The organism is uncultured Gemella sp., from assembly GCF_963515875.1.
In the GTDB taxonomy this organism is placed as follows: domain Bacteria; phylum Bacillota; class Bacilli; order Staphylococcales; family Gemellaceae; genus Gemella.
Map to the genome: position 1 here is coordinate 1 of NZ_CAUPZX010000048.1, position 13,395 is coordinate 13,395.

General features: G+C 31.0%; 15 protein-coding genes. All 15 read right to left on the reverse strand.

The annotated features are described in order from the left end of the window. Nucleotides 1-965: alpha-ketoacid dehydrogenase subunit beta (locus tag RWL85_RS07520; protein ID WP_314086684.1), on the reverse strand; the 965-nt coding region annotated here is incomplete at its 3' end. Nucleotides 966-1,020: 55 nt separating this feature from the next. Further along, nucleotides 1,021-2,001, reverse strand: coding sequence for a thiamine pyrophosphate-dependent dehydrogenase E1 component subunit alpha (locus RWL85_RS07525; RefSeq protein ID WP_314086686.1), 981 nt, complete (start codon nucleotides 1,999-2,001; stop codon nucleotides 1,021-1,023). A 739-nt stretch (nucleotides 2,002-2,740) separates the two neighbouring features. Then, complete coding sequence (locus RWL85_RS07530) at nucleotides 2,741-2,932, reverse strand: hypothetical protein (RefSeq protein WP_314086688.1); 192 nt, start codon at nucleotides 2,930-2,932, stop codon at nucleotides 2,741-2,743. A gap of 783 nt (nucleotides 2,933-3,715) precedes the next feature. Then, nucleotides 3,716-4,315, reverse strand: coding sequence for a glycerol-3-phosphate acyltransferase (locus RWL85_RS07535; protein WP_314086690.1), 600 nt, complete (start codon nucleotides 4,313-4,315; stop codon nucleotides 3,716-3,718). After that, complete coding sequence (locus RWL85_RS07540) at nucleotides 4,312-5,277, reverse strand: lysylphosphatidylglycerol synthase domain-containing protein (protein WP_314086693.1); 966 nt, start codon at nucleotides 5,275-5,277, stop codon at nucleotides 4,312-4,314. The genes RWL85_RS07535 and RWL85_RS07540 overlap by 4 nt, the downstream gene beginning before the upstream one ends. A gap of 238 nt (nucleotides 5,278-5,515) precedes the next feature. Next, nucleotides 5,516-6,199, reverse strand: a complete 684-nt coding sequence (gene mtnN, locus RWL85_RS07545; RefSeq protein ID WP_314086696.1) for a 5'-methylthioadenosine/S-adenosylhomocysteine nucleosidase — start codon at nucleotides 6,197-6,199, stop codon at nucleotides 5,516-5,518. A 4-nt stretch (nucleotides 6,200-6,203) separates the two neighbouring features. Next, complete coding sequence (gene greA / locus RWL85_RS07550; protein WP_314086698.1) at nucleotides 6,204-6,692, reverse strand: transcription elongation factor GreA; 489 nt, start codon at nucleotides 6,690-6,692, stop codon at nucleotides 6,204-6,206. Between the two features lie 48 nt (nucleotides 6,693-6,740). Then, nucleotides 6,741-7,367 carry a uridine kinase gene (gene udk, locus RWL85_RS07555; RefSeq protein WP_314086700.1) on the reverse strand — a complete coding sequence of 209 codons (627 nt, stop codon included), beginning with the start codon at nucleotides 7,365-7,367 and terminating at the stop codon, nucleotides 6,741-6,743. Further along, on the reverse strand, nucleotides 7,367-8,638 hold the full coding sequence (locus tag RWL85_RS07560) for a U32 family peptidase (RefSeq protein WP_314086703.1): 1,272 nt from the start codon (nucleotides 8,636-8,638) through the stop codon (nucleotides 7,367-7,369). Before RWL85_RS07560 ends, udk begins: the two co-directional genes overlap by 1 nt. A 98-nt stretch (nucleotides 8,639-8,736) precedes the next feature. Then, entirely contained in the window at nucleotides 8,737-9,663 is a 927-nt protein-coding gene (locus tag RWL85_RS07565) for a peptidase U32 family protein (RefSeq protein ID WP_314086706.1), read from the reverse strand. 48 nt (nucleotides 9,664-9,711) lie between these two features. Continuing rightward, complete coding sequence (locus tag RWL85_RS07570) at nucleotides 9,712-10,359, reverse strand: O-methyltransferase (protein WP_314086708.1); 648 nt, start codon at nucleotides 10,357-10,359, stop codon at nucleotides 9,712-9,714. A gap of 163 nt (nucleotides 10,360-10,522) precedes the next feature. Continuing rightward, nucleotides 10,523-10,648, reverse strand: a complete 126-nt coding sequence (locus RWL85_RS07575; protein WP_314086710.1) for a hypothetical protein — start codon at nucleotides 10,646-10,648, stop codon at nucleotides 10,523-10,525. A 258-nt stretch (nucleotides 10,649-10,906) separates the two neighbouring features. After that, nucleotides 10,907-11,887 (reverse strand): phosphate acetyltransferase, encoded by a 981-nt coding sequence (pta, locus tag RWL85_RS07580; protein WP_314086713.1) that lies wholly within the window; start codon nucleotides 11,885-11,887, stop codon nucleotides 10,907-10,909. Between the two features lie 12 nt (nucleotides 11,888-11,899). Then, nucleotides 11,900-12,067: a DNA-directed RNA polymerase subunit beta gene (locus RWL85_RS07585; RefSeq protein WP_314086715.1), complete on the reverse strand. Its 168-nt coding sequence runs from the start codon at nucleotides 12,065-12,067 to the stop codon at nucleotides 11,900-11,902. A gap of 9 nt (nucleotides 12,068-12,076) precedes the next feature. Beyond that, entirely contained in the window at nucleotides 12,077-13,348 is a 1,272-nt protein-coding gene (murA, locus tag RWL85_RS07590; protein ID WP_314086717.1) for a UDP-N-acetylglucosamine 1-carboxyvinyltransferase, read from the reverse strand. Between the last annotated feature and the right edge of the window lie 47 nt (nucleotides 13,349-13,395).

Genomic DNA, 13,395 nt, shown 5'->3' on the forward strand with positions numbered 1-13,395 from the left:
GTTTCTTTGATGTCTTCTACATCTGGTACAACTAATTTTTCTAAGTTTTTAGCTGATGGAATGTTAGTGTCAGCTCCTGCAACACGGTAAATTGGACTATCTAAGAAATCAAATGCATCACTTTCAGCGATACGTGCAACGATTTCTCCACCGAATCCACCTGTTTTGAATGAGTCGTGACATACTACTAATTTTCCTGTTTTTTGCACAGACTTAACGATTAAATCTGTATCTAGTGGTACTAATGTAATTGGGTCAACTACTTCTACTGAGATTCCTTCTTCTTTTAGTTCTTCAGCAGCTTTTAAGCTACGCTCTAACATTCTTCCCCATGATACTAATGTTACATCAGTACCTTCAGCTTTAATGTCACCTTTTCCGATTACACCAATTTTACCTACTTCTACTTCACCTTTACGCCCAAATAAAGCTTTTGGTTCGATGTAAATAACTGGGTTGTTATCTCTGATTGCAGCTCTTAAGATTGAGTAAACATCTCCTGCAGTACCTGGTGCTACTACTTTAAGACCAGGAATGTGACAGAACCATGCTTCTAGAGCTTTACAGTGTTGAGCAGCAGCTCCTGTACCAGCACCAGATGCACAACGATAAGTAACTGGTACTTGTACTTCTCCTCCAAGCATGTAACGCATTGGCGCAGCTTGGTTAACAATTGCATCCATACCAATTGTTACAAAGTCCATGAATGTTACGTCTACGATTGGACGCATACCTACTGAAGCAGCTCCTGCAGCAGCACCACAAATTGCAGCTTCACTGATAGGTGTGTCGATAACACGTTCAGAACCGAATTCTTCTAACATACCTACAGTAGTTCCGAAGTCTCCTCCGAAGATACCAACATCTTCACCCATTAAAAATACATTTTCATCTTCACGCATTTCGTGAGTCATAGCTTCTTTTATGGCTTCACGAACTGTCATAATTTTTGTTTCTTTAGTCATAACTATTAATCTCCTATTATATAAAATATTATTTAAATTATTTTAAGCTAAAATATTAGTCAGCGTAGTTATCTTGGAATGCAATTGAACCATCTGCAAATGGTGATTCTTTAGCAAACTCTACAGCATCATCGATAGTTGCTTTTGATCTATCTTCGATTTCTTTTAATTCTTCTTCTGTAGCGATTCCGTTTTCTAATAAGTAGTTTTTATATTTTACGTTAGGATCTTTTAGTTTCCATTCTGCTACTTCTTCACGACTTCGGTATTTACCTGCGTCAGAAGCAGAGTGTCCAAACCATCTATAAGATACTGCTTCGACTAAAACAGGACCTTTACCACTTCTAGCGTGATCAATAGCTTCTTGCATTGCATCATATACAGCTAATACATCATTTCCGTCTTCAACGTGAATTCCTTTGATTCTGTATGAAGCAGCACGTTCAGTAATTTTTTCAACACGCATACATCTCTCTTGAGCCATTGAGATACCATATTTATTATTAATTACGTAGAAAATAAGTGGTAAATCCCAGTTAGATGCCATGTTTAAACATTCGTGGAAACTTCCTTCGTTAGTAGCTCCATCACCCATACAACAAATAACAATATTATCTGTTTTTTTCATTTTTTGAGCCAAAGCAGCACCAGTACTTAAACCGTGTCCTCCTCCAACAATACCGTTACATCCCATGTTACCTTGTTCAATGTCGTAAACGTGCATACTTCCTCCACGTCCCTTACATTGACCTGTTTCTTTACCTAGGATCTCAGCCATCATACGATCAATTTCAATTCCTTTAGCAATTGTTTGACCGTGACCACGGTGGTTAGAGAACATTAAGTCTGATTTTCTTAATGGATAAATAGCTCCAACGTTAGCTGCTTCCTCTCCTACTGAATAGTGAGTCATACCGTGAACTAAACCACGAGAGTATAGTTTACTTAACTCCATATCAAAATCTCTAATAAGGTGCATTAGTTCATACATTTCTAAATGCTCTTGTTTAGTTAAATCTTTTGATGTTTTTACCATAATAACCTCCAAAGTTTGTATATATATTTATTAAATGTATATAAATTATGTTTTAATCATATATTACTATATTAATATACAATGTTTCTAAAAAAAAGTCAAATTTCTAGTCCCAATAAAATAACAATATTTATCTCAGTAATATTTTTTATGATTGTATTAATACACGAATGTTCTGTCTTTAAACAGTTGTTTAGAACCTGTATTTCTCACTCTATTTAACTATATTTTTTCTTATTCAAGTAATATAAACTCCAATACTTTTTTTATAAATACAGCATATATTTTTCATCACTACGTATATTATAAAATATATATTTTAATAATATATATCAATTATTAAGATTATATAAATTTTAAATTAATTTATTTTTAAAGCGTTTTCTAAAGCTGTTAACATATTTCTACAGAATTAAAAATTGAACTTAATTAGTAATTTTCAAATGATGCATAAATACTATCTTGATATATCTGAGAATATTTATTTCACTAATGTGAACTGATTATTATAATTCTATTCATTAACAAATTTATTATGAGATTGGTATAATCAAGTTATTTCTTCCTATTAGAGTATCGTGTTTGGTAAATATATGCTTGCATCTATACAAATTTATTAACCTGTCATATAAATTCTATTTTTTCAAAATAACATTTTCTTGTAATCGATTCTGATTATCACTACAATATATAATAATAAAAAAGAGCTCTGGTTTTCCTCCAAAACTCCTTCTTGTTGTTATGCTGCATGCTTATCGCAATGACATTCGCCAGTTTTGCAGTTTCCGCATTCGCAATCTTCTTTTGCATTATGGCAACCACAAGCGCAACCTTCTTTACACTCACATGTTTCTTCAACACAGTTTCCGCATTTGCAATCTTCTACTGCATCATGACAGTGACAGTGGTGCTCACATTCACATCTACTCATCTTAATCGCCTCCGTTTATTATTCTATACTTAAATTTTATTATGTTTTATATAACAAGTCAATAGATTCTCGTCTTAAGTAATTATTCCGATTTACGACACTGTAAATCGGAATAAGAACGGATTTGAATTGAAATTAAATATATGTAGAAATACTACTTTAATGTAGACTTCTACCTATTATTATTCACTAATAACTATTTCACCAGCTATAGAAGAAGATCTCTCTTAGAATATATATATTTATATAATTATCCTAATTATATTTATTATGTTATAATAAAATTGAAATAAAGAAATTAAAACTTAGTTAATTCTACTTTTCTAATTCTTTATATATTACTTTTTATATAAAAAAGGGAGGAAATTATATGAAATATAACAAATACTTAATCATCACTTTTCTTATTTTCATCATGCTATTAACTGCATTTTTTTATACAAAAAATACCTTCTATTTTTACTCAACTATCCCGATATGTATCTACGTTAGCTTTGTAAGATACTTTCAAGAAAAAAATAAATTATTAATAAAAACTAATAAAATCTTGAATCTTTTAAAATATGAGAATATTTTTTACGCTACAGCAATAATAATATCATACTTAACACCCTTTGTTAATTTTATCAATAAAATTAAAATACTAGAATACTACTATGTTCCATATATAACTTTTGTGATTTTTCTTTTATTATCTGGCATAATTTATATTAAGCGTACTCTACTTATAAGAAAAGAACTACGAAATAACAATTCTAAATGACGAAAAAAGAAATCAGCTCACTATCGAACTGATTTCTTAACTTTTCTTATACTAAAATATTTATTAAATGATTCTTCTATGTCTTTTACAGCAACGACACTTATTAATAAAACCGCTAAAATGAATATTCCTAGTATTAAAAACGATGGATTTTCTATATAGTTTATATATGTTATGAATGGTAAACTTGAATAAAATCCTATCGTTAGACTCTTTACTATTATAGCAATAACTAATGTACAAAGAATCATAATTAAGAATAAATTCAACGATAAAGCTGCTAAACATCCAAAAAATGTTGCAACCCCCTTACCACCTTTAAATTTAAATATAATAGGTTTTATATGTCCAAGTAATACTAACACAATACAAATATATATAATCTTAGGTTCTACATTCAATATCTTAAGTAGTATAACTACAAAGAATCCCTTAAAGAAATCTACCGCTAAAACAAATAAAAACGATCTAGGACCTAAAACGCGACCTGCATTTCTTGCTCCAACATTTCCTGAGCCTTTATTTGTGAATTCTTCTTTATAAATTTTTTCTAATAATTTGCCACCCATTACATTTCCTAAAAGGTAGGCAATTATCGCGTAAATTACCATCGTAATCATAACTTTTCTCCTCTCTGAAATTTAACTTTAATCATTCTTATCCCTTCACTTAGAAACATTAAACATCCTAAAAAGAATGGAACAACATAATATGATAATCTATAAATTACAATTGTCGCACCTATAATTTCCGGATTAATTCCTAAGTTCTTAAGCCCTATTAACACTAATGTATCAAATGTACCTAATCCTCCAGGAATCATCGTCAGTAACCCTACTATTGAAGCTACTATTATGACTCCCATTATTTGCAACTCCTTGTCCGCTACTAGATTCCCTGTGTAAAAATAAAGAATCACAAGTATAATCAGGGCTGCAAATACCCATTCTAAAAAAGAAATAACCGTCAATTTAACACTTAAATATCTATCAGTTCTTATTCTAGGTTTCCTTAAATTAAAAAATAGATACAAAGGTAAAAATAAAGACATCAGTATTAATGAATAATAAAAAATCCTATTATCAGCATATAGTGCCTGTCCTGGAAATACATTTAAAACTACAAAAATTGATAATAAACTTATACCTGAAAGCATTGAAATCAAAATCATCCCTATTGCAGTAACAAGAGTTTTTCCATTTTTGGTGTACGGCTTATACATATAATATCTAAGTCCGGCACCTATAAATCCACCAAAACCAAGAACCATATTAAGTGTATTAGTCATAAAACTAATTTTAAAAATACGAAATGAAGACATATTTTTAGTCATATTAATAGCTTTTAGAACAAAATAATCATAAAGGCATAAAATACTTATACCTAATAGTCCAAATAACAATACTACTATAAATTTTACTTTTCCTATATCTAAGGTAAGCTGATGTATTTTCTTAAAGTCTAAACTAATAATTTCTTTTTTAAAATAGGAAAAAATCAAATAAAATATCAATAATCCTAAAACTATTTGAATTATATTTTTCAAATAGTTAAAAGACCTTGTCTCAGTAATATTTTTCATTCTTCTTTTCCTTAAATAATATTTATCTACTTTATCTTATCATTTTATAACATTTTTTTCAACACAATTAATTATTAAAACTTTCAACTATATGAGGATGATCAAAAGTACTAAATTTTAAAGAAGCATATAATAAACTTTATGAGGTCACCTCGATAAAATCACAATCTTTGAGCTACTACCAAATATTACAGCAAAGAAAAGGTATCCTTTTCTTTGCTGATTTATATAATTATTACTAAAGTTTTTTAATTAATTCTGTAGTTAAAATAGATGAGTTTACTGCTGCTATTTGTAAAAATTCATCAAAGGTAACACGTGTTCCTTCTTCTGCCTTATCACTTACACTACGGCAAACAATAAATTTTGTCCCAAACTGATAACAAGTTTGAGCAATCGCTGCTGCTTCCATTTCAACTACTTGCATGTTAGGAAAATTTTTCAATATTCCTTTTTTTAATTCTTTGTTAGAGATAAATGAATCTGATGTACCTACTAAACCAAAATGAATATTGTGATTCGGTAAATTAATTTCAGATGCTAGTTTTTGTAATTTTTCATCGCTCTTATATGCTGCTGGCATTTGCGGAACTTGACCAATTTCATATCCAAACTCTGTTGCATCAACATCAAAATGTCTTACTTCAGTTGCAACAATCATATCTCCAATTTCCATATCACCTTGCAATGCACCACATGTACCTATATTAATGACATACTCCGGTTTGTAGTGATCTAAAAGTAAAGTTGTAGCAATAGCAGCATTAACTTTACCAGGTAAACTTAACATTAGAACAATATCATGTTCTTCATATTTACCTTCATAAAATCTTACATGCGCTATTTTTTTCTCTTGTAGATTCTCTATCTTTTCTTTTATTATAGCCACTTCTTCTGGCATCGCACCTATTAATGCTATCATAATATTACTCTACCGCTAAAATTTTGATATCCATTGAATCTTCTGGTCCTGTAGGTAATGATACCTTCGCAACATCCCCTACTTCTTTTCCTAATAAAGCTTGCGCTACAGGAGATTCATTTGAAATTTTATATTCAAATGGATTAGCTTCTGCACTACCTACAATTTTGTAAGTTTCAGTTAAACCATCTGGTAGTTCTTGATAAGTTACAGTATTACCAAGACGAATTGATGTTGACTTTTCATCTAATTCAATTATAACTGCATAACGAATCATTTGTTCCATTTCTAGAATCTTACGTTCGATATGACCTTGCTCATCTTTTGCTGCATCGTATTCAGAGTTCTCAGATAAGTCACCAAAACTACGTGCAATTTTAATTTTTTCAATTACTTCTGGACGTTTTACTTTTTTATAATGTTCTAATTCTTCTACAAGTTTGTCATAACCTTCTTGGGTCATTTGATATTCTAATTTTTCTTCTAAAGCCATAGTGATACTCCTTTTTTTAGTCTACTCTATATTATATCGTTTTTTTTACTATTTTGCTAGTAGCGATTTAATTTTTGTTATTAAAATATCAATCGCTATATCATTATATCCACCATCAGGAACAATAATATCGGCATATTGTTTAGTTGGTTTGATATATTTCTCATGCATAGGTCTAACCGACACTAAATATTGATTAATAACAGATTCTACAGTTCTTCCACGTTCATTAATATCACGTAATAAGCGTCTTAAAATACGAAGATCACTCGGTGTATCGACATAGATTTTAATATCCATTAATTCACGTAGTTTTTCTGAATAAAGACCAAACATACCTTCAATAATAATTACATCTTTAGGTTCTTGATGTTTTTGTTCTTTGCTACGAGTATGATTTACATAATCATATACTGGGAGTTCGACAGCTCTTCCTTCGATTAATTCTAGTAAATGATTGTAAAGTAACTCATTATCAAATGCATTAGGGTGATCATAATTTGTCTTAACTCTCTCATCCATTGTCATATGACTTTGATCTTTATAATAATAGTCTTGTTCAATTAATGCAACTTTATCTTGAGTTAATTCGTCTATAATTCTTTTAGTAACAGTAGTTTTACCACTACCGCTTCCTCCAACAATACCGATAATTTTTGGTCTGTTTGTAACCATTAGCGTCCCATTTCCTTTCGCATCATATTGCTTTTAAATACTCTAGAGTCTAATTTTGTTCTAATAATTTGAAGTGGATGCCTTGCTGCATCTAATAATTCTCCATCTTCATCATAAATTTCACCGATAACTTGTCTAAATGTATCAATTTCCGGTCCAAAGAATTCAACTTCTTGACCTGTTTTAAAGAAGTTACGTTGTTGAATTGTTGCAATTTGAGTTTCTTCATCATAGTGAAGAACTTGACCAACGAAGTCATAATTTGTTTTCTTGCCACCTTCATTACCAAACATTTGTTCAGTATATTTAGGTATTTCATAGAAAAATGACATTGCAGTATCTCGGTTAGCACATTTATATAGTTCTAATTTATATTCTGGTGTCATCTTAAAGTTATCTGGATCAGCACAATAATCATCAATTAGTTTTCTATACACACTTGCAACAGTAGCAACATAGTGAATTGATTTCATACGACCTTCAACTTTCAATGAATCAATACCTAATTCAATAATTTCTGGTACAGCTTCGATTAAAGTTAAATCTTTAGGGCTCATTGCATATGGATTTGCACCTTCATCGAATAATTTAGTATCTTCATCAGTCCCTTCTTCATAAAGGTCATAATTCCAACGACATGATTGACAACAACCTCCACGGTTACTATCACGAGCTGTCATGTAGTTACTTAAAGTACAACGTCCAGAATATGCTATACACATTGCTCCGTGTACAAACATTTCAATCTCAACATCTGTTTTTTCACGAATTTCTTTAATTTCTTCATATCCTGTTTCACGAGCTAGTACTACTCGATGTACTCCTTCACTTTCCCAATATCTAACTTCTTTATAGTTTGAAATAGATTGTTGAGTACTGATATGTACCTCTACTTTTGGAGCTACAGCTTTACATCTTTCAATGATATATGGATCCGCAACGATGATTCCTCTTACGCCTGCATCTTGCAGTGCCATTAAAAATTCGTCTAATCCTTCAAAGTTCTCATCATGTGCAATAATATTTGCCGTGACATAAATATCAGCTCCATATTTTGCTGCAAACTCACAACCTTCTTTGATTTCTTCTATTGTGAAATTGTCAGCATTACTACGAAGTCCAAACTCCTGTCCACCTAAGAACACAGCATCTGCTCCGTAATGAATAGCTATTTTTAATTTTTCTAAGTTTCCTGCTGGAAGCAGTAATTCTGGTTTTTTTGTTATTACTCTCTTGCCGTCTCTAATTTCTGAAATATTTGGTATTGCCATAAGTTAAGGTCATATTCAAGTATGACCCATCCTCCTTGTCTTTTTTATTAGGTTTTATATAGGAAACCTTGTCCCCTTTTCAAAATCCAAAAATATAATTAGTACATAGTTTTCTTGTAGAAGAATCCTAAGTCAACTTCTCTATATTTCGGTTTAATTCTCTCTATATCATTATAGAAATCTTGTTTTTCATCTTCATATGCTTCTTTATCTTCATAATAAAGATCGATAGCATCACGATAAATCGTTACTACTTCTGTAATGTAATCTTCATCTTTTAAAACACCCTCAATTTTGAATGCAGATACTCCTGCTTCAATTAGACGATCTAACTCTTCAATTGCACAGATGTCATTTGCACTCATAATGTGCGTCCCATTAGAATCTTCGAAAATCGGATAACGTTCATTTCTATCTTGGCTATATAGGAATAATTTTTTCGAATTGCTATATTCCTCGATATATTTTTCTTTATCGCTATACATGAAGTAATTATCAACTAATTTCCTTACTGATTGGAACATGCAAAGCATCCCTTGTACTTGAACTTCAATCTCATACTCACTTTTTCCAGTGATTTCAAGGATCTCATCAATAGTTAATTCTTTTGAAAGACATGTTCTATATGCTCCACGTTTTCCCCAGTAATTACAAGAAAATGAATTCGTAGCTAATGTATGTGGATCCCATTGAAGTTTGAAATCTAAATTCTCTTCTCTTAAAATTGTAATAATTGTTGGTTCTCCATATATTAAAGCATCTACATTTAATGTTGATAAATAATGTAAATAATCAACTAAGTCATCGATATGCTCATTATGGAATATTGCATTTACACTAACATATGCCTTTTTCCCTGCTTGATGAATAATCTCAATAGCTTTTTTTAATTCATCTCTTTTAAATTCACCAGCAAGACGTAATCCATATTTTTCTTCACCTATAACGAAACTATCAGCTCCTACGTTTATAAGTTCATAAATATGATCTATACTTTTCGGTGTTACAACTAACTCTACTGTCATTTTTTATCCTTTCTTAATAAAATCTACTAACTCAATAGCTTTATAATTTTATTTTCTCGTTGTTATAGTTATCCCATCTCCAAACGGTAATATTACACTTTCATAGTTTTCATGTTTTAATAACCATTCATTGTAATTATTAATTTTTCTAGAAAGTTGTTTTAAATCTCTACTGTGCTTAATAATACTTGGATCTGCAACCATTCCTTTGAACAGCACATTATCCGTAATAACTACAACATCTTCAGCAAAATATGGTTCATATAATTCAAAAAACTTTCTACTTTGGCTTTTGGCTCCATCAATGAATACTACATCATAAGGTGCATTTGCTACAACTTCATCTTGAAGTTCTAATGCATCGGCATGAAGCAATGTTATTTTATCAGTAAGATTTCTCTTTTCAATATTGTTTTTTGCTTGGTTATACATCTTATCATCTCGCTCAATAGTAGTAACATCACATCCTATTTTTTCCGCCAATTTGATAGAAGTATACCCAATAGCCGTCCCAATTTCTAACAAATTCTTAGCTTTTTTTATTTTCAGCATTTGAATTAAAAATCTTATTCCGATCTTATCGATAATTGGAACTCTATTTTTTTCAGCAAATTTTTCTAATTTTAAATAAAATTCATCAAAATCTTCTAACAAATCTATAACATATAAATCATCTTTTGATTCTATCGCAACCATGTTTACCTCCATATTTATACATCATTATATATTACCATATAAGTTGGTATAAATGCAATTATAAAGAATAAAAAAGAGAATAACCTAGTACAAATAATTTCTAAAAAATCAATTACACTAGGTTATTCCTCATACATGGTTATATCTCTTAAAATTAACTATTTTATTTCTTTAATCCCTTTCTTATAAAGTCTACAGAAACATAGACTAGATATAAAAATACAAAAAAACCAATAACACTCGCAACCGGACTAGTAATTGCCTTACCAAAAAAATCTACAAAATCCATAATTCACATCTCCTTTTTTTCTACTTTATCACAATACTATCAAATACATTAAAAAATAAATTACAACTAATATCTCTCCTTTATATTTTATAACCTATTTTTTATTAATTTCCTCCTTTATTTTTGTACCTATGAATAGTATTCTTCTTAATAAATGTAGCCAATATTTTTTACTAAATTATACTAAATTAAGTAAACGATGTCAAAATATTCCAGAAAAAAAAGAGGCTAACGAAGGTCAACCTCTTTATTAAAATCTTATTTTTCTAAAGCTTGAACAGCTGTAATTAATGAAAGTTTATATACATCTTCTGCATTACATCCACGAGATAGGTCATTCACAGGAGCGTTTAATCCTTGTAAAATTGGTCCTACAGCTTCAAATCCACCTAGACGTTGTGCAATTTTGTATCCAATATTACCAGCTTCTAGGCTTGGGAACACAAATACATTAGCATCTCCTTGTACTTTTGAATTAGGAGCTTTTAATTTAGCAACTGAAGGTACAACTGCAGCATCGAATTGTAATTCACCTTCTACCGCTAATTCAGGTGCATTTTGTTTAACTAATTTAGTAGCTTCTGCCACTTTCGTAGTATCTTCAGTAACAGCTGAACCTAAAGTAGAGAAACTTAACATTGCTACTTTTGGATCAACGTTAAAGCTTTTAGCTGTTCTTGCACTTTCAATTGCGATTTCAGCTAGACCTTCTGCATCTAATGTTGGGTTAATCGCACAGTCAGCAAATACATAACGTTTGTCTTCTTTACTCATAATGAATGCACCACTTGTACGTTTTGTACCTGGTTTAGTTTTTATTATTTGTAACGCTGGACGAACAGTATCTCCAGTAGAGTGAATTGCTCCAGATACTAATCCTTCAACTTCACCTGTATATACTAACATAGTTCCGAAGTAGTTAACATCTTTTAATAATTCACGAGCTTTTTCTTCAGTTACTTTTCCTGCACGACGCTCTACAAACTTAGCAACTAATTCTTCTAATTTTTCGTAGTTTTCGTGATCAATAACTTCCAAGTTAGAAACATCTAAAGATAATCCTTTAGCAATCTCTTCTACTTTTTCTTTTTTTCCAACTAACACAGGTTGAACATAACTAGTAGCGCCTAATTTAACAGCCGCTTCTAATACACGTTCATCATATGCTTCTGGAAGTACGATACGTACATTTCTCCCTTCTAATTTTTGTTGAAGTTCTACAAATAAATCATTTGCCATCTTCATTTCCTCCTAATTGTATATAATATCTTTAATATGTCTTATCGGCTTTAAACTTAAAGCATCGAATAAACTTCCCTTACCAAGAATAGTGTAGCCTATTAATAATCCTATATAAAATATAATAATTATTAAGGCTATATTTCGCAAATATCTTAATAATTTATCACTTAATTTCATAATAAATTCCTACTCATCAATTCTTTGAATATCTGCACCTAGTTTTCTCATTTTTTCTTCAATGTCTACATATCCTCTATCAATATGATAAATATCAATAACCTTTGTAGTTCCTGTAGCCATTAATCCTGCGATAACTAACGCTGCTCCTGAACGTAAATCTGTAGCTCTTACGGTAGTTCCTTCTAAATGAGGTAACCCTTCTATTAGTGAACTTCTTCCTTCTATTCTAATTTTTGCATTCATTCTACGTAGTTCTTCAACATGCATAAATCTATTTTCAAAAACAGTTTCAGTAATTGTGCTTGTACCATCAGCTAATAGTGTCAATACACACATAATAGATTGCATATCCGTTAAAAATCCTGGGTGTGGTAAAGTCTTGACATCTACAGGTCTTAAACTCTCAAGTTTATTACTTACTCGCATCGATGTTTCATCCACAACCTCGATTTCAACTCCCATTTCTCGCATCTTACTCACTAAAGCGACATTATCTTTGTACGGTGCCCCTTTAACTAATACATTTCCTTTAGTTGCAGCTGCTGCAATCATATATGTAGCCGCTTCTACACGGTCAGGCATTACAGTATATTCTGTACCTACTAGTTTCTCAACACCTTCTATAACTAAAACAGAAGTTCCTTTTCCTTCAATCTTAGCTCCCATTTTAATTAAAAAGTTAATCATGTCTTCAATCTCAGGCTCTTGTGCGGCATTAACAATTGTCGTTTTTCCTTTTGCTAAACAACTAGCCATAATAACATTTTGTGTTCCGCCTACACTCGGGAAGTCAAAGAAGATTGTTGATCCTTCTAATTCCTTTTCAGCTCGGGCTTCTACGAATCCTGCATCCTGAATAATTGTAGCACCTAAGGCTTCAAATCCTTTTAAATGTTGATCAATCGGTCTGCTTCCAATAGAGCATCCACCTGGCATTGCTACCTTCGCACTTCCTTCACGGGCTAGCATCGGACCCAAAACTAAAAATGATGCTCTCATTTTACTAACAAATTCAAATGATGCCTCTGTTAACAATGGATTCCTCGCATCCATCTCTAATATATTTTCATCTGGTCTATAATCAATCTTTACTCCTAGACTTTCGAATAATAATCCTATTGTTTTTATATCTGATAACTTAGGAACATTATAAAATTTACTTGTACCCTCTGTCGCCAATAATCCAGCTGCTAATATCGGTAAAGCAGCATTTTTCGCTCCAGAAACTTGTACTTCTCCTATTAAAGGTGTCCCACCTTTAACAACTATTTTTTCCAAGTTGTTTCCTCCATCTCTATATTTACATTTTATATCACATATAATAC